The organism is Leucobacter chromiireducens subsp. solipictus (assembly GCF_016758195.1).
In the GTDB taxonomy this organism is placed as follows: domain Bacteria; phylum Actinomycetota; class Actinomycetes; order Actinomycetales; family Microbacteriaceae; genus Leucobacter; species Leucobacter solipictus.
Genome location: NZ_QYAC01000004.1, coordinates 71,817 through 91,602 on the forward strand (window position 1 = coordinate 71,817; position 19,786 = coordinate 91,602).

The 19,786-nt window shown below is 68.7% G+C and carries 22 protein-coding genes; 7 read left to right on the forward strand and 15 right to left on the reverse strand.

Annotated features, from left to right (window positions below):
* Positions 1–2 precede the first annotated feature (2 nt).
* The gene (locus D3230_RS08230) at positions 3–1,523 is read left to right on the forward strand and encodes a SulP family inorganic anion transporter (protein WP_202344571.1); all 1,521 of its coding nucleotides are present in this window, start codon (positions 3–5) and stop codon (positions 1,521–1,523) included.
* Positions 1,524–1,588: 65 nt separating this feature from the next.
* On the opposite strand, the gene D3230_RS08235 is transcribed toward D3230_RS08230, so the two are convergent.
* Genes D3230_RS08235 through D3230_RS08245 form a run of 3 tightly spaced genes read right to left on the reverse strand, consistent with a single transcriptional unit; the run spans position 1,589 to position 4,163 of the window.
* Positions 1,589–2,383, reverse strand: a complete 795-nt coding sequence (locus tag D3230_RS08235; RefSeq protein WP_202344572.1) for a phosphatase PAP2 family protein — start codon at positions 2,381–2,383, stop codon at positions 1,589–1,591.
* Complete coding sequence (locus D3230_RS08240; protein ID WP_202344573.1) at positions 2,380–3,240, reverse strand: TrmH family RNA methyltransferase; 861 nt, start codon at positions 3,238–3,240, stop codon at positions 2,380–2,382. The genes D3230_RS08235 and D3230_RS08240 overlap by 4 nt, the downstream gene beginning before the upstream one ends.
* Positions 3,237–4,163 carry an alpha/beta fold hydrolase gene (locus D3230_RS08245; RefSeq protein WP_202344574.1) on the reverse strand — a complete coding sequence of 309 codons (927 nt, stop codon included), beginning with the start codon at positions 4,161–4,163 and terminating at the stop codon, positions 3,237–3,239. Before D3230_RS08245 ends, D3230_RS08240 begins: the two co-directional genes overlap by 4 nt.
* Before the next feature lie 100 nt (positions 4,164–4,263).
* Between D3230_RS08245 and D3230_RS08250 the strand changes: the two genes are divergently transcribed.
* Positions 4,264–4,968, forward strand: coding sequence for an exonuclease domain-containing protein (locus D3230_RS08250; protein WP_202344575.1), 705 nt, complete (start codon positions 4,264–4,266; stop codon positions 4,966–4,968).
* Positions 4,969–5,058: 90 nt separating this feature from the next.
* Here D3230_RS08250 and D3230_RS08255 read toward each other — a convergent pair whose 3' ends face one another.
* Together D3230_RS08255 and D3230_RS08260 are read right to left on the reverse strand one after the other, a co-directional pair.
* Complete coding sequence (locus D3230_RS08255; RefSeq protein ID WP_202344576.1) at positions 5,059–5,307, reverse strand: type B 50S ribosomal protein L31; 249 nt, start codon at positions 5,305–5,307, stop codon at positions 5,059–5,061.
* A gap of 114 nt (positions 5,308–5,421) precedes the next feature.
* A complete protein-coding gene (locus tag D3230_RS08260) occupies positions 5,422–6,207 on the reverse strand; it encodes an ABC transporter ATP-binding protein (RefSeq protein WP_202344577.1) in 786 nt (261 codons plus the stop codon).
* A 72-nt stretch (positions 6,208–6,279) separates the two neighbouring features.
* Here D3230_RS08260 and serB point away from each other — a divergent pair, with 72 nt between their 5' ends.
* A complete protein-coding gene (serB, locus tag D3230_RS08265) occupies positions 6,280–6,924 on the forward strand; it encodes a phosphoserine phosphatase SerB (protein ID WP_202344578.1) in 645 nt (214 codons plus the stop codon).
* 23 nt (positions 6,925–6,947) lie between these two features.
* On the opposite strand, the gene D3230_RS08270 is transcribed toward serB, so the two are convergent.
* Both D3230_RS08270 and fabG read right to left on the reverse strand, forming a co-directional pair.
* Positions 6,948–7,760, reverse strand: coding sequence for an isocitrate lyase/PEP mutase family protein (locus D3230_RS08270; protein WP_202344579.1), 813 nt, complete (start codon positions 7,758–7,760; stop codon positions 6,948–6,950).
* 49 nt (positions 7,761–7,809) lie between these two features.
* Positions 7,810–8,520 (reverse strand): 3-oxoacyl-ACP reductase FabG, encoded by a 711-nt coding sequence (gene fabG, locus D3230_RS08275; RefSeq protein WP_202344580.1) that lies wholly within the window; start codon positions 8,518–8,520, stop codon positions 7,810–7,812.
* 153 nt (positions 8,521–8,673) lie between these two features.
* Here fabG and D3230_RS08280 point away from each other — a divergent pair, with 153 nt between their 5' ends.
* Genes D3230_RS08280 through D3230_RS08290 form a run of 3 tightly spaced genes read left to right on the forward strand, consistent with a single transcriptional unit; the run spans position 8,674 to position 10,264 of the window.
* Entirely contained in the window at positions 8,674–9,084 is a 411-nt protein-coding gene (locus D3230_RS08280; RefSeq protein ID WP_202344581.1) for a DUF3099 domain-containing protein, read from the forward strand.
* A complete protein-coding gene (locus tag D3230_RS08285) occupies positions 9,081–9,326 on the forward strand; it encodes a hypothetical protein (RefSeq protein WP_202344582.1) in 246 nt (81 codons plus the stop codon). Before D3230_RS08280 ends, D3230_RS08285 begins: the two co-directional genes overlap by 4 nt.
* Before the next feature lie 14 nt (positions 9,327–9,340).
* Positions 9,341–10,264: an SURF1 family cytochrome oxidase biogenesis protein gene (locus tag D3230_RS08290; protein WP_202344583.1), complete on the forward strand. Its 924-nt coding sequence runs from the start codon at positions 9,341–9,343 to the stop codon at positions 10,262–10,264.
* Positions 10,265–10,406: 142 nt separating this feature from the next.
* Here the strand turns inward: D3230_RS08290 and D3230_RS08295 are convergent, their stop codons facing one another.
* The 7 genes from D3230_RS08295 to sufB all read right to left on the reverse strand — a co-directional run bounded on the left by D3230_RS08295 (position 10,407) and on the right by sufB (position 16,714).
* Positions 10,407–10,883, reverse strand: coding sequence for an SRPBCC domain-containing protein (locus D3230_RS08295; RefSeq protein ID WP_202344584.1), 477 nt, complete (start codon positions 10,881–10,883; stop codon positions 10,407–10,409).
* An 82-nt stretch (positions 10,884–10,965) separates the two neighbouring features.
* Positions 10,966–12,564: an ABC-F family ATP-binding cassette domain-containing protein gene (locus D3230_RS08300; RefSeq protein ID WP_202344585.1), complete on the reverse strand. Its 1,599-nt coding sequence runs from the start codon at positions 12,562–12,564 to the stop codon at positions 10,966–10,968.
* 96 nt (positions 12,565–12,660) lie between these two features.
* The gene (locus D3230_RS08305; RefSeq protein ID WP_202344586.1) at positions 12,661–13,011 is read right to left on the reverse strand and encodes a metal-sulfur cluster assembly factor; all 351 of its coding nucleotides are present in this window, start codon (positions 13,009–13,011) and stop codon (positions 12,661–12,663) included.
* A 16-nt stretch (positions 13,012–13,027) separates the two neighbouring features.
* Positions 13,028–13,786, reverse strand: coding sequence for a Fe-S cluster assembly ATPase SufC (gene sufC / locus D3230_RS08310; RefSeq protein ID WP_202344587.1), 759 nt, complete (start codon positions 13,784–13,786; stop codon positions 13,028–13,030).
* The gene (locus tag D3230_RS08315; RefSeq protein ID WP_087013687.1) at positions 13,783–14,115 is read right to left on the reverse strand and encodes a non-heme iron oxygenase ferredoxin subunit; all 333 of its coding nucleotides are present in this window, start codon (positions 14,113–14,115) and stop codon (positions 13,783–13,785) included. The genes sufC and D3230_RS08315 overlap by 4 nt, the downstream gene beginning before the upstream one ends.
* Positions 14,115–15,293, reverse strand: a complete 1,179-nt coding sequence (gene sufD / locus D3230_RS08320) for a Fe-S cluster assembly protein SufD (RefSeq protein ID WP_202344588.1) — start codon at positions 15,291–15,293, stop codon at positions 14,115–14,117. Before sufD ends, D3230_RS08315 begins: the two co-directional genes overlap by 1 nt.
* Positions 15,294–15,295: 2 nt before the next feature.
* Complete coding sequence (gene sufB, locus D3230_RS08325; protein WP_202344589.1) at positions 15,296–16,714, reverse strand: Fe-S cluster assembly protein SufB; 1,419 nt, start codon at positions 16,712–16,714, stop codon at positions 15,296–15,298.
* Positions 16,715–17,028: 314 nt separating this feature from the next.
* On the opposite strand from sufB, the gene D3230_RS08330 reads away from it, so the two are divergent.
* The gene (locus D3230_RS08330; RefSeq protein ID WP_202344590.1) at positions 17,029–17,943 is read left to right on the forward strand and encodes a COX15/CtaA family protein; all 915 of its coding nucleotides are present in this window, start codon (positions 17,029–17,031) and stop codon (positions 17,941–17,943) included.
* An 868-nt stretch (positions 17,944–18,811) separates the two neighbouring features.
* Here the strand turns inward: D3230_RS08330 and D3230_RS08335 are convergent.
* Positions 18,812–19,732 carry a heme o synthase gene (locus D3230_RS08335; protein WP_202344854.1) on the reverse strand — a complete coding sequence of 307 codons (921 nt, stop codon included), beginning with the start codon at positions 19,730–19,732 and terminating at the stop codon, positions 18,812–18,814.
* Positions 19,733–19,786: the final 54 nt, after the last annotated feature.

A 19,786-nucleotide genomic window follows, 5' to 3' on the forward strand; every position in this document is an offset into this window, starting at 1 on the left:
ACATGACTCGCCACGCACCGCTCGCCCCGTCGCGCCCCGGCGTCGGCACGGATCACTCGGTCCGCACCGCGCTGCGCACCCCGCGCATTCTCATCCGGGAGGTCCTCGCGGGCGTGGTCGTCGCGCTGGCGTTGATCCCCGAGGCGATTTCCTTCTCGATCATCGCGGGCGTCGATCCGAAGGTGGGGCTCTTCTCCTCCTTCATCATGGCGGCGACCATCGCGATCGTGGGCGGCCGCCCCGCCATGATCAGCGCGGCAACGGGCGCGGTGGCGCTCGTGATCGCGCCCGTTGCGCGCGAGTACGGCATGGACTACTTCGTGGCGACGGTGCTGCTCGCCGGGCTGTTCCAGATCCTGCTCGCCGTGTGCGGCGTCGCGAAGCTGACCCGCTTCATCCCGCGGAGCGTGATGGTCGGCTTCGTCAACGCGCTCGCGATCCTCGTGTTCGCCGCCCAGCTCCCCCACCTCATCGGCGTGCCGTGGGCCGTCTACCCGCTCCTCGCGCTCGGCCTTGCGATCCTGATCTGGATGCCGAAGATCACCCGCGTTATTCCGGCCCCCTTGATCTCGATCGTCGTCGTGACCGCCGTGGTCGTCGTGTTCGCGATCTCCGTGCCGACCGTGGGCGACCAGGGTGAACTCCCCCGCAGCCTCCCCGAGCTGTTCGTCCCGAACGTCCCCCTCACCTTGGAAACACTCACGATCATCGCCCCCTACGCGTTCGCGATGGCGCTCGTCGGCCTGCTGGAATCCCTGATGACCGCGAAACTCGTGGACGACATCACTGACACTCCGTCGAACAAGACCCGCGAGAGCTGGGGGCAGGGCGTCGCCAACATCGTGTCCGGGTGCTTCGGCGGCATGGGCGGGTGCGCCATGATCGGCCAAACGATGGTGAACGTGAAGGTGTCCGGCGCGCGCACGCGCATCTCGACGTTCCTGGCGGGGGTGTTCCTGCTCGTGTTGGTGGTCGCCCTCGGGGACGAAGTGGCGAGGATCCCGATGGCGGCACTCGTGGCCATCATGATGATGGTGTGCGTCAGCACCTTCGACTGGCACTCGATCGCTCCGAGCACGCTGCGCCGGCTCCCCCGCAGTGAGACCGCCGTGATGGTGCTGACGGTGGGCGTCGTGGTCGCCACGCACAACCTCGCGATCGGCGTCATCGCGGGGGTCTGTGCGGCCTCCGTGCTCTTCGCGCGACGCGTCTCACGGCTGGCGCGCATCGACCGGGAACTCATCGTCCGAGACGGGAAGTCCCACGCGCGCTACACGGTGCAGGGCGAGTTGTTTTTCGCCTCGGTCGCGGACCTCGGGGCGAACTTCGCCTTCGCCGAGGATCCCGAACGGGTCGTGATCGACCTCAGCCAGTCGCACATCTGGGACGCGTCGACCGTGGCGGAGCTCGACGCGATCACGCGCAAGTACGACCAGCACGGGATCCGCGTGGAGCTGATCGGCATGAACCCGCACACACGCACGCTGCACGGCCGGTTGACGGGGCAACTCGGTGCCGAATAGCGGGGCGCGGGCCCGCCGGGCCGCACCCCGGACCGGGTGGCGGACCGGATGCCGGCCGACGCGCGCTACGCCCGGCCAGCGCTGAGGAGCAGGATCGACCGCGCCGCGAGCGCGCTCGCCCCGACGCCACCGAACTCGCCCGCGGTGAGCATCAGGTCGGGGTGGCTCTGGAGGGCGGCGATCCCCGCCAGCACGAGCGCCGCGCCCACCACGATCCAGCCGATCAGCGCGAGCCCGATCGAGAGCGTGCGTCCGAGCGCGACGCGGCCGCGGGCGCGGGCCGGGCGTGCGAGGCACGCGAGCGCAAAGGCGAGGACTCCGAGGGCGAGCGCTCCCAAAATGTCGCTCGGCCGGTGCCAGCCGTAGGCCAGCAGCTGCCAGCTCACGGCACCGAGCAACGCGGCACCGGCGACCGCGACGAACGCGCGAATTCGGGCGGGCACCGCCCAGATCAGTCCGGCAACGAGCGCCGTGAACACCGTCATGTGGCCACTCGGGAAGGTGTTCGGAGCATCAAACTCAAAGAGCTGCGGGCGGGTCAGTAGCTGCAGCTTCAGCAGCTGCGAGGCGGCGATCGCCGCGGCGGGCAGCAGCGTCACCACGAGGGCGCGCTGGATCCCGTGGGCGAAGAGCGCGAGCACGCCGATGATCAGCAGGGCGACCGCGATCGCCGGTGTGGACACCAGGTTGAGCGGTGCGGGCGGACTCGTGGTGAACTCCGCGGCATCGAGGACGACCCCCTCGGCCCGCTGGCCCAGTTCGCTCTGCACCCCAATGATGAACGAGCCGACGCCCACGGCGGCCCACAACACCGTGAACCACAGCGCGCGGCGGCGGCCGCCCACCGCGATCCCCGTCATCCGGGGACCCCCGTGGTGAGCGTCCGAGCGGCCGCGCCGCTCCCCCGCTGGTCGCCCGTGCGCACCGCCCACATGGCGAGTGCGGCGGCCGTGGCCACGTTCAGCGAGTCCACGCCGTGCTCCATCGGGATCAAGACGGTGCGGGTGGCCGCGGCGAGAGCACGTCGGCTCAACCCCGGCCCCTCGGTGCCGAACATGATCGCGAGCCGTTCCGGGAGGTCCTCGACGTAGTCCGCGAGGTCCTCGGCGTCATCGCGCAGCGCGAACGCCGTGAGCTCGTAGCCCGCATCACGGATCAGCGGTCCGGCCTCGCGCCAGTCCGGGAGCCGCGCCCAGGGCACCTGCAACACCGCACCCATGCTGACGCGCACCGCGCGCCGATACAGCGGGTCCGCGCAGCCCGGCGTGAGGAGCACGGCGTCGGCCCCGAGCGCGGCGGCGGAACGGAACACGGCGCCGACGTTCGTGTGATCGGCGAGATCTTCGAGGACCACCACGCGCCGCGAGCTGCGCAGCAGCTCCGCAGGGTCGAGCGGGGCGGGGCGGTGCATCGAGGCAATGGCGCCGCGATGCATGTTGAACCCCGTGAGCTGTTCGAGCTGATCCGGCAGGCCGATGTACACCGGGACGTCTGGGAAGTCTGCGAGTGCCGGTTCGATCCGCGGCAGCCACTCGGCCACCATGAGCAACGCTCGCGGGCGGTGTCCGGCGCGCAGCGCACGCTCAATCACCTTCGGCGACTCCGCGAGGTACAGCCCTTCCTCCGGCTCGCGCACGCGGCGCAGCGCCACGTCCGTGAGCTGCGTGAAGTCGGCAAGCTCGGGGGCGGCGAGATCGTCGATGTGGATCAGCTTCACGCGGAGGGCTCCTTGGCGGGGGACGGCGACTCGGGGGACGTCTGGGGGGTGCCTGCTGGCGCGCTGGCGCGCAGAAACGCGAGGATCGCGGCGACCGCGTCGGCGACGGCCTCGTAGTGCACGAGGTGACCCGTGCCGGGCAGGATGCGCAGCTCCGACCCGGGGATCCGGCGCTGCAACTCGAGCTGTTTCGCGAGCGGCGTGATGTCATCCCGCGCGCCCGCGATGAGCAGCGTCGGGGCGACGAACGCGTCGGCCCAGCCGATGACCGTGTGGGAGACGGACGCGCGGAACGCGTCGAGCAGAGTGCCGGGGTCCGCGAACACGCTGAAATACCGATCGTGTTGATCGTGGATCCAGCGACGCAGCTCCCGATCGTGCGTCTTCGCCATGACCTCGCTCATCACGCGCACGATCAGCGGGTTGCCGAGCAGGCCGCGCGCGGCCCGCTCGGGCAGGAGGTCGGCGGCACGGTAGTAGGCGATCGCCAGCTGCGTCATGACGGCCTGCGGGCCCTCGAGCGCCGGGGCGGAGATCGGATTGATGAGGATCGTGCGCTCGGGCGCGAGCCCGCTGGCGAGCGCGGCCGAGACGACGAGTGAGCCAAAGGAGTGGCCGAGGATCGCGAAGCCGTCGGGTGCCGTCGCCGCCGCGAAGGCGCGCAGCCATGCTCCGTAGAGCGCGATGTCGTGGGTGCGACCCGGGATCGCGGGCGACGCGCCAAAGCCGGGCAGATCGGGCACAAGGATCCGGAGTTCGGGCGCGCTGGCCGCAAGTCCCTGGGCGATTCCCTGCAGCCCGTGGTGGTCGCCGCGGAAACCGTGCACGAGGATCAGGGTCGGCCCCGCCGCCGCGCCATAGCGCCACGCGCGGGTCTCGGACCCGAGCGCGGGGACGGCGAAAGGAGTGGGGACGGAGCTCACGAAATAACCTTAGCGGCGCGGGCTGGCAAAGCGCCGCGCACCGCCCCGGGGCGCGGGATCTCGCGCGGCTCGGTACGATCGAGGAAACGAAAGGAGCGCCGTGACCGCTCAACTCCCCCTCTGGGCCGCGAACCTCGCCGTGTTCGATACCGAGACGACCGGCATTGACATCTCCGAAGACCGGATCGTGAGCGCCACCATCGCGCTGCTCGGCCCCGGCGGTGAAGTCACCGAGCGGTACGACTGGCTGCTCGATCCGGGCATCGAGATCCCCGAGGCCGCAATGCGGGTCCACGGCATCACCACGGAGATTGCGCGCGCCACGGGGATCTCCGCGGCCGTTGGCGTGCAGCAGATCGTGGCGCAGCTCGCCGAAATGATGGAGCGAGGCTACCCCGTCGTCGCCTATAACGCCCCATATGACCTGTCGCTGCTGTCCGCCGAGGCCGCGCGGCACGGCGTGTCGCTCCCCGCGGCGATCGCCCCCGTCATCGATCCGCTGATCCTCGACAAGCAGTTCGACCGCTATCGCAAGGGGAAGCGCACCCTCGTGGCGGTCGCAGCCCACCACGGCGTGGAGATCGGGAACGCCCACGACGCCGGCGACGACGCGATCGCCTCGGGCCGGGTGCTGCAGGCCATCGCGCGGAAGTACGCGGACGTGATCCCCGATGACCTCGACGCGCTGCACACCTCCCAGGTCAGGTGGGCGGCCCAGCAGGCGGCGAGCTTCCAGGAGTACATGCGGCGCGTCCGTGACCCGAATTTCGTCGCGGACGGGGCTTGGCCGCTGCGCGCAGGATAGGCGCGGGGGCCGGGCCGGCTTCCGGCAGGCGACACAGCAGAACGGGCGGCGGATCCGAAGATCCGCCGCCCGTTCTCGCGTTCGCAGTGCTTAGGCGCCGAAGCCCTTGAAGCGCTGGTTGAACTTCTCGACGCGACCGGCCGAGTCCATGATGCGCTGCTTGCCCGTGTAGAACGGGTGCGATGCGCTGGAGATTTCCACGTCGAGGACCGGGTAGGTCTCGCCGTCGAGCTCGATCGTCTTCTCGCTGGTGAGGGTCGAGCGGGTGAGGAACGTCTCCCCCGACGCCAGGTCGCGGAACACGATTGCGTTGTACTCGGGGTGAATGTCGGTCTTCATGAGTGTCCTTATTGTGGGTGATGAATGATGCGTCTAGCGCATCGAAGCCTTGCGGAACTACCGCGCCAAGGGTCCACTTTAGCAGACCGAGGCGGGGAAATGCGTGATTGAGCGTTAGGGGCGCGCCACGGCGGCGTAGCGCCCCGCGTTCACAGAGAGCTCGAACGGCATGCCAAAGGTCGCTTCGAGGTTCGCGGCGGTCAGGGTCGTTGCGAGCGGGCCCGCCGCCTGTACGCGCCCGTCGCGCAGCATCAGCACGTGGGTGAACCCGGGCGGAACCTCCTCGACGTGGTGCGTCACCATGACCATGGCGGGCGAGGCGGGCGACGCGGCAAAGCCCGAGAGCATCTGCAGCAGGCGCTCCCGCGCACCCAGGTCGAGGCTCGCGCTCGGCTCGTCCAGCAGCAGCATCTCGGGATCCGTCATCACGGCGCGGGCGATCAGGGCGCGCTTGCGCTCCCCGTCGCTCAGCGTGCCGAAGCTGCGGTCGGCGAACCCGGCGAGGTCCCACTCGGCGAGGATGCGCTCGGCCTGGCGCACGTCCAGGTCCTCGTACTCCTCGTTCCAGCGGCCCTCAACGGAGTAGGCGGCGGTGAGCACGATGTCGCGCACGAGTTCGGTGGGCGGGATCCGACGCCCCGTTGCCGAGGACACCGCACCGATGCGGTTGCGCAGCTCGAACACATCGATGTTCCCCAGCCGCTCGTCGAGCACCTCCACGGTGCCGGAGGTGGGGTGGGATGACGCCGTCGCGAGTGCGAGCAGGGTGGACTTCCCGGCACCGTTGGGGCCGAGGATCACCCACCGCTCGGCATCATCGACCGACCACGTGACCCCGTCGAGGATCGGCCGGCCATCGCGGACAACGGACACATCGGTGAGTCGCAGGACATTGACCATACCCCCAGCCTAACGAGTGCCGCGCCTCGCGCGGGTCACGGCGCGCCACACCGAAACCGTAGACTGGTGTGCATGACCGTTGCAGCGCCTCTCATCGTCCTTGATTGCGATTCCACGACCATTCAGGACGAGGTGATTGAGCTGCTCGCCGACGTCGCGGGCACCCGCGAGCAGGTCGCCGAGGTGACCGAGCGCGCCATGCGCGGCGAGCTCGACTTCGCGGAAAGCCTCACGGAGCGCGTCGCGACGCTGGCGGGCACGCCGGAGTCCGCGTTCGCTGACGCGTACGCGCGCGTGCGCCTGACGCCGGGTATCCGCGAGCTCGTCGCCGCCGTGCACGAGCGCGGCGGAAAGGTCGGGGTGGTCTCGGGCGGCTTCCACGAGGTGCTGGACCCGATCGCCGCGGATCTGGGCCTCGACTTCTGGCGCGCGAACCGCCTCGAGGTGGCGGACGGCCGCATGACCGGGCGCACCATCGGCCCCGTGATCGACGCGGCCGCGAAGGCCGCGGCGCTGCGGGAGTGGGCTGCGGACTCGGGCATCCCGCTGAGCGCCACCGTTGCGATCGGGGACGGCGCGAACGATCTCGACATGATGGCCGTCGCGGCGATCGGCGTCGCGTTCAACGGGAAGCCGCTCGTGCGCGAGCGCGCCGACGTGGCCATCGAGGGGGATCTGGCGCTGGCACTCCCCCTCCTGGACCGCCTCACGGCGTAGCCGCGGCGCGCTCGCGGTGCGGCTCAGAAGTTGTTGAGCTGCTCGGTCTCCGCGGGAATCACGCCGTCGCCGTGGAGCGACTCGCCGAGCCGCTTCAGCGCGGTCAACGCCACGTTCTGCGGCATCGGGCCGTACGAGATCCGGGCCACACCCAGCTTCTCGTACGCTGCCGCGGTGAGGGCCCCGGGGAGGCCAATGACGCTGACGGCCTGCGGGCCGATCCCGGCGACCAGCGCAAGCGTGTCCTCTTCGGAGAGCACCCCCGGCACGAAGATGCAGGTCGCGCCCTCGTCGCGGTACGCGCGGCCGCGCTCGATCGCCTCCGCGATGGCCTCTGCGCGGGGCCGCTCCGGATTGCGAACCAGCGCGTCCGTGCGCGCGTTCAGGGCGAACGCAATGCCCTCCTGCTCGCCGGTGCGCACGGCCGCGCGCATGATCGCGACGGACTCCCCGAACGGGCGCATCCGGTCCTCGATGTTCGCGCCCGAGACCCCCACGCCGATCGCGCGGCGGACGGTCTCCGAGACGTCGCCGTAGCCGCCGTCGAGATCCGCCGTCACCGGGAAGTGCTCCGCGGCGGCCGCGATCCGGCCGATGCTCGCGAGCATAAGATCCAGGGGGATCTGCTCGCCGTCCGCGTACCCGTGGCTCGCGGCGATCGAGTGGCCCGCGGTCGCGATCGCCCGCGTGCCGGGAAGCTCTGCGACAACGCGCGCGCTCGCGGCGTCCCAGACATTGACGACGCGCAGGATCTCGGGAGCTGCGTACAGCTGTGCGAGGGCCTGCGCGTCGACGGCGACGCGGGTGGGGGTCCGGGGATGAGTCTGAGCGTTCATATCCTCAGGCTACGCCGGATCCGGCCGCGATTGTAGGGGTGACCCGGGATTAGTGGCCCATCCCCAGGCCGCCGTCCACCGGCAGCACCGCGCCCGAGATGTAGGCGGCGTCGTCGCCCGCGAGGAACGACACGGCCCCAGCGATCTCCGATACCTGCCCGAACCGGGAGGCGGGGATCGAATCGAGGTACTGCTGCTGCTGCGCCTCGGGAAGTTCCGCGGTCATGTCCGTCTCGATGAAGCCCGGAGCCACGACGTTCGCCGTGATCCCGCGCGACCCGAGCTCGCGAGTCAGCGAGCGCGCGAAGCCGACGAGCGCGGCCTTCGACGAGGAGTAGTTGATCTGCCCGGGCGAGCCGTACAGGGCCACGACGCTGGAGATGAGGATCACGCGACCGAAACGGCCCTTCAGCAGCCCCTTCGCGGCGCGCTTGACCACGCGGAAGGTGCCGGTGAGGTTCGTGTCGATGACGCTCGTAAACTCCTCCTCGCTCATGCGCAGGAGCAGCGTGTCCTTCGTGATCCCCGCGTTTGCGACGACCACCTCGACGGGGCCAAGCTCTGCTTCGATCTGGGTGAAGGCGGCGTCGATCGAGGCCGCGTCCGCCATCTCAGCGCGCACGGTCAGCGAGCCCGCGGGGCCCTCGCCGGAACGGGCGGTCACCGCGACACGGTGGCCGTCGGCGATCATGCGTTCGGCGATCGCGAAGCCGATGCCGCGATTGCCGCCGGTGACGAGTACGGTACGGGAGGTGCTCATGGGGGTCCTTCCATTCAGACAGTGCGGTCTAGCCTACGGGAGCACCCATGCCGCGTGCCCGGGGCACGCGGCGCGGCCGCCCGGGAAACCGCGAACGTTGGGGTGCTCTCCAGCCAAACGGCGTAGGCTGGAGCGGTACGTGAGAAGGAGCGCATGGCCAAGAGCTACAGTGTCACCTCGGCGGGCGTGAGCCCCGCCGAGGATCGCGCGCACCGCATGCGGATGTACTTCATCGCCATGGCCCTGCGGGTGCTGTGCGTGGTGTCCCTGTTCTGGGTGCGCGGCTGGTGGGTGCTCCTCGTCGCCGCCGGCGCGGTGCTCCTCCCCTGGTTTGCCGTGATGGTCGGCAACGCCGTCGCGCACAACCCGGGCGAAGCCCCCGACGCACCCGAACCGCAGCAGCTCGCCGCGCCCGAGGCGTCGCTCGCCGAACCGGGGGCGCCGGCCGAGCTGATCGTCATCGACGTGGAGCCCACGCGCCGCGCCGCGGCGGATCCCGGCGGCGGGCCCGGGGACGCCCCCGGTTCCCCCGACACCACCGGCGACGCCGGAGGTGCCGCATGAGTGGGATCAGCAATCCGATCGTGACGCTGGGCCTGCCCCCGGAGCACGAGTACTCGTGTTCCCGAGCGGGCTGCCGGGACGAGGCGAGCTGGGCGATCCAGTGGCGCAACCCGAAGATTCACGCCGAAGACCGCCGCAAGATCTGGCTGGCCTGCGAGCCACACCGCGACACGCTGCGGGACTTCCTCGCGTCGCGCGATTTCCCGCTCAGCGTGGTACCCGTGAGTGAACTCGAGAACTGAGAGACGACGACCGTATGACCCAGGACACCGCTCCCGCACCGGCCGCCCCCTCCGAGGCCACGCGGTCAACGCCCGACGGGCCGCAGATCGGCTGGACGTTCCTGCGCTCGGGGCGCTGGTTCGGATACTTCACGATGCTCGTGGTGTTCTCCATCGCCTGCGTCCTGCTGGGCAACTGGCAGTTCGATCGTCGCGCGCAGGCCCGGGCGGAGATCGAGCGGCTGGACGCGAACTACGGCTCCGCCGCGGTGCCGCTGGCAACGGAACTCCCCAGCCTGGACGCGTTCGACGTTGACGCGCAGAAGTGGCGCACCGTGTCGATGCGGGGCGAGTACATCGGCGAGCCGACGCTTGCCCGCAATCGCCCCGGGCCCCAGGGCGTCGGCTCGGACCTGATCCAGGCGCTGCGCACGGACGCGGGCGAGGTGTTCTTTGTGGACCGCGGCTGGGTACCCGTCGACGGCGGCGCGGCGGCACGCGGTGAGGTCTCGGTGAGCGATCTCCCGCAGGCGCCGTCCGGCCCGGTCGTGGTCGAGGCGCGGCTGCGCGCCTCGGAACCCCGGATTGATGGCCGCACGAGCTCGGGCATGACCGTTGCGAGTATCGAGCTGCCGGAGCTCGCCCGGCTGAGCGGCACGGAGGGCGAGGCCTACACCGGGGCGTACGGGATGCTGATCTCGGAGGACCCCGCGGGCGAACACGGGGTGCTCCCCGCCGAGCCCGAGCGCGACGAGGGCCCGCACCTCTCCTACGCGCTGCAGTGGTACGTGTTTATCCTCATCGCCGGGATCGGCGTCTACGTCGCGGCCCGGCGCGAGTACCGCAGCCTCAACGCGGGCAGTGAGATCGTGCGCGCCCAGGATCGCCGCGCGGCCGAGCGCAAGGTGCGCCGCGGCCCCTCCGACGCCGACATCGAGGACGCGCTCCTCGACCGATAGCCCGTCGGCGCTCGTGGAGCTGCCGGGCGTGATCTCGATCTCGATCCCGATCTCGATCCCGCTCTCGACGCGGATTGCCTCCCACGCCCCGACCGGACCAGGGGCACACGCTCTCTCCCCCGCCCCGCGCGCCGCCCGCGACCTACCGGTAGAAGCCCTCGCGCAGGTTGATGCGATGCTCCACCCAGGCCTTCATCGCCGCGAGCATGCCGGTCCATCCGGCGCAGTTCCCGAACGCTGCGGTCGCGCCGGCCGGCGTGGCCTGCCAGGCCGACTCGGTGATGGTCACCAGCGTGCGGGTATCGTCGTCGACCGGGGCGAAGGTGAACGTCACCGTCGTCTCCCCCGCGGCGTCGCTCGTCGCCTCCCCGTCCCACGCGATCACGATTGTTTCGGGAGCTCGGGCCTCGATCACCCGCACCGGAAAGGCGCCGGGAAAGTCGGCGAAGTCCCAGGTCACGGTCTCCCCCGCGACGAGCCTGCCCCGCGCAGCGCCGGTCGTGAAGTAGCGCGAGAGCGTGTGGGGATCCGCCACGGCCTCATACACCTCGGCACACGGACGTGCGATGTGGCCGGACACGGAAAAGGTGAGGTCGGTCAGAGCTGCTGTGGACGTCATGCGTCAATTACAGCGCGAACGGGCCGCACACGGAAGAGTCGTGTGCGGCCCGTTCGGGTTCACTCAGCTTCTGATCAGGAGATCACGCGAGTTCGATCAGCTCCAGGTAGTCCTTGGACCAGTGGTCCTCGGTTGCCTCGGGCATGATGAGCACCCGCTCCGGATTCAGTGCCTCGACGGCACCCTGATCGTGGGAGACGAGCACAACGGCACCCGAGAAGTGCGCCAGCGCGTCGAGGATCTCCTCCCGGCTCGCCGGATCCAGGTTGTTCGTGGGCTCATCGAGGAGCAGCACGTTGGCGCTGGACACCACGAGCATCGCGAGTGCGAGGCGCGTCTTCTCGCCGCCGGAGAGCACGCCGGCGGGCTTCAGGACGTCGTCACCCGTGAACAGGAACGAACCCAGCACCTTCCGCGCCTCCGTTTCGGTGAGGTGCTGCGACACGGAGATCATGTTCTGCAGCACGCTCGCCTTGACGTCGAGGGTTTCGTGTTCCTGCGCGTAGTAGCCCACCTTGAGGCCGTGGCCGGCGATGATCTCGCCGGTGTCCGGCTCGTCCACTTGCGCGAGCAGTCGCAGCAGCGTCGTCTTGCCGGCACCGTTGAGCCCCAGGATCACGACCTTCGAGCCCCGGTCGATCGCGAGGTCGACGCCCGCGAAGATCTCGAGCGAGCCGTAGGACTTCGACAGCCCCTGCGCCATGAGCGGTGTCTTTCCGCACGGCGCCGGATCCGGGAAGCGGAGCTTCGCGACGCGATCCACCTGGCGCACGTCCTCGAGGCCCGAGAGCATCTTCTCGGCGCGGGCCACCATCTGGTGCGCCGCGGCCGCCTTCGACGCTTTCGCCCCGAACTTCGCCGCCTGATCCTTCAGCGCCGACGCCTTCTTCTCGACGTTGGAGCGCTCCTTGCGGCGGCGCTCCTCATCGGCGGCGCGCTGGCGCTGGTAGAGCTTCCAGCCCATGTTGTACACGTCGATGACCTGGCGGTTCGCGTCGAGGTAGAAGACGCGGTTCACGGTTTCCCCCACGAGGTCGATGTCGTGACTGATCACGATCACGCCGCCCTTGTAGGTCTTCAGGAACTCGCGCAGCCACACGATGGAGTCCGCATCGAGGTGGTTGGTTGGCTCGTCGAGGATCATGGTGTCCGCGTCGGAGAACAGGATGCGGGCAAGCTCGATGCGGCGGCGCTGGCCGCCCGAGAGGGTCTTGAGCGGCTGATCCAGGATCCGGTCGGGCAAGCCCAGGTTGTGCGAGATCGAAGCGGCCTCGGACTCGGCCGCGTACCCGCCGAGCGCCTGGAACCGGTCGGTCAGATTCCCGAACCGCTTCATGGCCTTCTCAGCGACAGCGGGATCCTCCGAGGCCATATCGGCGGAGGCCTTCGCGAGGTTCTGCTGCAGGGTGCCGAGCCCGCGGGCGTCCAGGATCCGGTGCCGGGCAATCTGCTCCGGATCGCCGGTGCGGGGGTCCTGCGGGAGGAAGCCGAGCTCCCCCGAGATCGTGATCTTTCCCTCGGCGGGCTGAAGCTCGCCCGAGAGGGTGCGTGTCAGGGTCGTCTTGCCGGCACCGTTGCGGCCCACCAGCCCGATCTTGTCACCCGGGTTCACGCGAAACGTGACGCCGGACATGAGCCGACGCGCGCCAACATCAATCGCGAGATCCTCGACGGTAATCATGGGTCCTTCTTCTGTCGTTGTTCGTGCGAGGCTGCCCCGCACGCGGTTCGGCCCGGGGCAGGAAACCCACCCCGGGCCGAACGTCGGTGTTGCGATTTAGATCGAGAAACCGAGCGCCCTCATCATATCCCGACCATCGTCGGTGATACGCTCCGGCGTCCACGGCGGCATCCACACCCAGTTGATCCGGAACGCGGTCACCAGGCCGTCGAGGGCCTCGGCGATATCGTTCTCGATCACGTCCGTGAGCGGGCAGCCCGCGCTGGTCAGCGTCATGCTGATCACCAGGGCGTCGTGCTCCTGATCGAAGGCGAGATCGTAGATCAGGCCCAGGTCGACGATGTTCACGCCGAGCTCCGGATCCGACACGTTCTTCAGCGCCTCGATCGCCTGCTCCCGGAAGTCCGGGTCGATCGACTGCGGAACGGTGACTGCTTCCTCACTCATAGGACTAGCCTACGCCCTACGCGTTCGTGAGGAAACGGTCGTAGCCCTCTTCCTCAAGACGGTTGGCGAGCTCGGGGCCGCCCTCTTCCGCGACGCGGCCGTCCACGAACACGTGCACGAAGTCCGGCGTGATGTAGCGGAGGATACGCGTGTAGTGCGTGATCAGGAGCACGCCGAGGCCGGTGTTCTCCTTGGCGCGGTTGACGCCCTCGGACACGATCTTCAGCGCGTCAACGTCGAGGCCGGAGTCGGTCTCGTCGAGCACGGCGAACTTCGGCTGGAGGAGCTCGAGCTGCAGGATCTCGTTGCGCTTCTTCTCGCCACCGGAGAAGCCCTCGTTGACGTTTCGCGACGCGAAGGACTCGTCCATGCGCAGGTTCGCCATGGCGTCCTTCACGTCCTTCATCCAGGTGCGGATGGCGGGCGCTTCGCCGTCGATGGCGGTCTTTGCGGTGCGGAGGAAGTTGGCGTTGGTCACGCCCGGGATCTCCACCGGGTACTGCATGGCGAGGAACATACCCGCCTGCGCGCGCTCGTCCGGGCCGAGCTCGGTGATGTCCTCACCGTCGAGCAGGATCTGCCCGCTGGTGATCTCGTAGCGGGGGTGGCCGGCGACGGCGTAGGCGAGCGTCGACTTGCCCGAGCCGTTGGGGCCCATGATCGCGTGCGTCTCGCCCTTGCGGATCGTGAGGTCCACACCCTTGAGGATGGGCTTGGGACCCTGCTCGGTCTCAACGCTGACGTGCAGGTCCTTGATTTCAAGCACAGAAGTCATACGGCAATCTCTTTCGTAACGTGGGGGTCAATGTATACGACGCCGTCTTCGATTTCGACGACGTAAACGGGTACCGGCTCGTAGGCCGGGAGGTTGAGCGGCTTGCCGGTGCACAGCGAGAACGCGGAGCCGTGGGCCCAGCACTCGAGCGTGTCACCGTCAACGAATCCCTCGGAGAGGCTGATCTCACCGTGCGTGCAGGTGTCGCCGATGGCGTGGACGTCACCCTGACCGTCCAGCACCACAGCCATCGGTACGCCGTCGAGCACGACGCGCGTCGCCTGATCCTGCACCAGATCGCTCAGATCGAGCGCCTTCATCCGGGACATTACGCCAGCACGCTCTGCTGCAGCTCGGCCTCAATCGCGGTCTGGAGACGTTCTTCGATCTGCTCGTTGCCGATGCGCTGAATGACCTCGAAGAGGAAGCCGCGCACCACGAGCTTGCGTGCTTCGTCCTCGGAGATGCCGCGGCTCTGCAGGTAGAAGATGTGCTCTTCGTCAAAGCGGCCCGTCGTCGACGCGTGGCCGGCGCCCTCGATGTCGCCGGTCTCGATCTCGAGGTTCGGGATCGAGTCCGCGCGCGTGCCCTCGGTGAGGGTGAGGTTGCGGTTCTCCTCGTAGCTGTCGGTGCCGGTCGCCACGCGCCGGATCAGCACGTCGCCGATCCACACCGCGTGTGCGGCCTCGCCCTGCAGCGCGCCCTTGTAGGCGACGCGGCTGCGGGTGTGCGGCGCGTTGTGGTCGATGTAGACCTGGTGCTCGAGGTGCTGGCCGGCGTCCGCGAAGTACGCGCCGTAGGCCTCGCCGTTCGCGCCCTGACCGTCGAGGTGGATCGACGGGTTGACCCGCACGATCTTCCCGCCGAGCGAGACGACGATGTGCTGGAGGTTGCCGTCGCGGGCGACGACCGCGTTGTGGCTCGCGAGGTGAATCGCGTCCTCGTCCCACTCCTGGAGCGACACGACGGTGAGGTTCGCGCCCTCGCCGACGACGATCTCGACCGTCTCGGTGAGGTTCGCGGTCCCCGTGTTCTCGAGGATCACGAGGGCGTTTGCCTGTGCGGCCGCCTCGATGATCGTGTGCGACGCGGTCGGCGCAGTGGTCAGCGCGGTGCGCGTGACGGTGACCGTCTGGCGCTCCTCGCTGGTGAGCAGGATCCGCTGCGCGGTGCCGGCCTGGCCCCACGCGTTCGCCGCGGCGCGATCCTCGGGAAGGCCGCCACGGCCCACGAGCTCCGAGTCCATCGGGATCGAGGTGACCTCGACGCCCGCGGCATCGGAGACCTCGAGCGCGGAGGCGCCGGGAGCGAGGTCACCGGTGAGCAGCGATGCGAGCTGCGCGACCGGCGTGTACTTCCAGTTCACCTCGCGGCCCGTGACGTCCGCGAAATCTGCGACATTCGCGGACTTCATGCGGTCGGACCGGGTCTGCACCGGCGCGCGGTTGTCCCAGTCGCCGTCGCTGTGCGCCTTCGCGCCGTGCTGTTCAGTCTGAAGCGTTGTCATCGTTAACCGACAGATCCTTCCATGCTCATCTCGATGAGCTTGTTCAGTTCGAGGGCGTACTCCATCGGGAGCTCGCGAGCGATCGGCTCGATGAAGCCGCGGACGATCATCGCCATCGACTCCTCCTCCGACAGGCCGCGGCTCATCAGGTAGAAGAGCTGCTCTTCGCTGACGCGGGTGACGGTGGCCTCGTGCGCGAGGGTCGCGTCGTCCGTGCGGATGTCGATCGCCGGGTAGGTGTCCGAGCGCGAGATCGTGTCGACGAGCAGCGCGTCACAGACCACCGAGTTGGCGGCGTGATGTGCATTCGCCTCCACACGAACCTCGCCGCGGTATCCGCTGCGGCCGCCGCCACGGGCGATCGACTTTGCGAGAATCGAGGACTTGGTGTGCGGTGCGAGGTGGATCATCTTCGCGCCGGTGTCCTGGTGCTGGCCCGGGCCCGCGAACGCGACCGAGAGCGTCTCGCCCTTGGCGTGCTCGCCCGTGAGGTAGATCGACGGGTACTTCATCGTGACCTTCGAGCCGATGTTGCCATCGACCCACTCCATGGTCGCGCCCTCTTCCGCGATCGCGCGCTTCGTGACGAGGTTGTACACGTTGTTCGACCAGTTCTGGATCGTCGTGTAGCGCACGCGGGCGTTCTTCTTCACGATGATCTCGACGACGGCCGAGTGCAGCGAGTCCGACTTGTAGATCGGGGCCGTGCAGCCCTCGATGTAGTGAACGTAGCTGTCCTCGTCGGCGATGATCAGGGTGCGCTCGAACTGGCCCATGTTCTCGGTGTTGATCCGGAAGTACGCCTGGAGCGGGATCTCGACGTGGACGCCCTTCGGGACGTACACGAAGGAACCGCCCGACCAGACGGCCGTGTTCAGTGCCGCGAACTTGTTGTCGCCCGAGGGGATGACCGTGCCGAAGTACTCCTCGAAGATCTCGGGGTGCTCCTTGAGCGCGGTGTCGGTGTCGAGGAACAGGACGCCCTGCTCCTCCAGGTCCTCGCGGATCTGGTGGTAGACGACCTCGGACTCGTACTGCGCCGCGACGCCCGCGACCAGGCGCTGACGCTCGGCCTCGGGGATCCCGAGACGCTCGTACGTCTCCTTGATCTCCTCGGGCAGCTCCTCCCAGGAGGTCGCCTGCTTCTCCGTGGAGCGCACGAAGTACTTAATGTTGTCGAAATCGATGTCGGTGAGGTCGGCGCCCCACGAGGGCATCGGCTTCCGATCGAAGATCTGCAAAGCCTTCAGGCGGCGCTGCAGCATCCACTCGGGCTCGTTCTTGAGCTCCGAGATCTCACGGACAACTTGTTCACTCAGGCCGCGTTTTGCAAGCGCACCGGCCTCGTCGCTGTCGTGCCAGCCGAATTCATACTGACCCAAGCCTTCAAGCTCGGGCCGGTCGATCAATACCTCCGGCATGATCCCTCCCTCATTCTTCGTCTCGCCGGGCAACCCGTCGCGAGACCGGAGGGTCCGGCTCGGAAGGTGCGTGCGCACGCATCGGGTTCCCTGCAGCGGTGCAGTAGTCTGGGCTTCGGACGGAACCGTTCAGGTGCTGTGCACCCGAGCGATTCGCCGTACGCAACCACAGCTTCCCATTCTACAGGTTCCCGCGCGTTTGCGGGAGGGGCGCGCGCAGCGCACTTGGATCACCTGGGAGGCCCCTGAGAGGAGTCCCGTTGTCGAGCGCGACCACGCCTGAAACCGCACGCGCAAGCCGCCTGTCGAGGTGGATGCCCGACCGGGTAACCTCCCGGGTAAAGGCCCTCGCCTGGTGGGTGTTCGCCACACAGGTGCTGATCGTCGCCACGGGCGGCGCGGTTCGGTTGACGGGATCGGGCCTGGGCTGCGACACCTGGCCGAAGTGCACCGACGAATCGTTCGTGAACAACCCGGCGATGGGGATCCACTCGTACATCGAGTTCGGCAACCGGACGCTCTTCTTCCTGCTGGAGATCGTTGCGATTCTGGCGCTGCTCGCCGTGTGGCGTTTCCGGAAGCAGCGCCCCGATCTGTTCTGGCTCACGGTGGTCCCGGCGCTGAGCGTCTTCATCCAGGCCATCATCGGCGGCATTACGGTGCTCTCGGGCCTCAACCCCTACGTGGTGGGGATCCACTTCCTGTCGAGCGTCGTGCTCGTTGTCCTCGCGGCGCTCCTCGTGCTGCGCGTCTACACCGGCCCGGGACCGCGAAAGCTCGCGGTGTCCGCGCCCCTGCTGCAGACCGTGTGGCTCGCGGCGATCTTCGGCTTCGTGACCATCACGCTCGGCATTCTCACCACCGGGTCCGGCCCCCACGCCGGGGACGGCGGGGCCGCGCGCAACGGCCTGGAGTCCGAGGCGCTGCAGACCGTGCACGCGGTGGCCTCCTATGGCACGCTGCTGTTCACGGCCGTCGCGCTGTTCCTCGCCCGGAGCGAGCGCGCCTACCGCATCGTGCGCTGGACCGGCTGGTCCATCGCCGTCATGCTGGTGCAGATCGGCGTGGGAATCGCGCAGGCCCGGCTGGCCCTGCCCCCGCTCCTGGTGGGCATCCACATGGTGCTCGCGTGCCTCCTGGCCGCGGGCCTGTTTCTCGCCCTGGTCGAGACGCGCCAGCGCCTCACGCCCGCAGTTCCCTCCTCCCCCGCGCCGGAGCCCGCCGCGTAGCGCGCGTGCCGCGCGCACTGCGTGCGCGACTGCGCTCGAGACCGCAATCACGCATCTGGTTTCACTGGGACCGGGTGCGAGATTGCGGTCTCGCTGCGTGTGAGCGGGGTGCACGGCACCTCCGCGCCCGGGGCCGCCCCTGACCCTCGCTGAGTTGCGCGCCGGCGCGCAGCTCGCACGCGGGACGGGTGCCCGCCGAGCTGGCACGCCTGCGTGTTGAACGCTGGCAGGTGTCGACACGCCGCGCGAACTGAAGCACGGGAGGCGTTCAAAGCGCTCAAGAAGCGTGAAGCGAAGCGTGGCGGCACGGCACGGCATGCTCCCCTGGCGGCATCCGAGTGCGGACCGACCAGTGCCGCGCGTGGCCCAGCGCGTGGACGTGCACGGCCCGTGCAGCTCCTCAGCTGGTGCGCCCACTTGGCCAGTGAGGTCGCCCGCATCAACGAGACGAGAACGACCAGACAATACCGACCAGACAATACCGACCAGACAATACCGACCAGACAATACCGACCAGACAACACCGACCAGACAACGCTTCGCAGGCAACACGCCAGCCCAAAGGAGCCTCTTCGCCCACCCATGATCGCCCTGCACTCCATGAGGCAGGCCCCAAGCCCCATGGCTCAGGCCCCCAGGCCTCGCATCACCACACGCCGAGGTGCCACCGAAGCACGCGAATTCTCAGAGAAACGCGCGAGACCGCGTTCTCGACGAAGGTGGGTTTCCACTTGCGGCAGGACTGCACCAGGCCTGCGACATGCAGACATGCAGGCTTTGAGGGCTACGGCAGTCAGACAGCCAGACAGTCAGTCAGTCAGTCAGTCAGCACTGTAGTGATCGGACGGACGGACCGGGGCCCGCCGCGTTAGAAGGGCAGCAGCGGGTCGATGGCGATGGCGAGCGAGAGCACCGACAGGTACGTGATGGAACCGTGGAAGACCTGCATGGGCTTGCCCTCCTGGCCACGGATAGCGCTGCCGTAGAGCCGGTGGGCCTGCAGAATGAAGTACCCGCCCGAAATCAGCGCCACGGCGGCGTAGACCCAGCTCACTCCTGGTGCGGGGATGAGGAGCAGGCTCGAGGCGACCGTGGCCCACGCGTAGAGGATTACCTGGAGTCCCACGGTGGCCCGCCCGCGCACGACGCCGAGCATCGGCACGCCGGCTGCGGCGTAGTCGTCGCGGTAGCGCATCGAGAGGGGCCAGTAGTGTGCGGGCGTCCACAGGAAGATGATCAGGAAGAACACCCACGCGGGCCAGTCCAGGCTGCCCGTCACCGCGGCCCACCCGATCAGCACCGGGAAGCATCCCGCGATGCCGCCCCAGATGATGTTCTGCTCGCTGTGCCGCTTGAGCAGCAGCGTGTAGATCACGACGTAGAAGAAGATCGCGGCGGCCGACAGGGCGGCGGCCAGCACATTTGTCGTGACGAGCAGCCACGCCACGGAGAGCACCCCGAGCACAGACGCGAAGATGAGCGCGTTGCGATCGGAGATCTCGCCCGTTACGAGCGGCCGATTCTCGGTGCGCTTCATCTTGCGATCCATGTCGCGATCGAGGTAGCAATTGAAGGCTCCGGCGGATCCGGCGCTCATCGCCCCACCGATCAGCGTGGCGAGCACGAGCCAGATGCTCGGGAAGCCGCCCTCGGCGAGAATCATGGCGGGGACGGTCACCACCAGCAGCAATTCCATCACCCGCGGCTTCGTCAGCGCGACGTAGTTCTTCACGGTGCGGCCGAACGGTCGACGCTGCGGTGCCGCCTGGGTGGGAATCTGGGTGGACATCACGCCTCTATGGTAGCCGCTCCGGCTAGGATTGGGGGCGGGCCCTTACCGGCC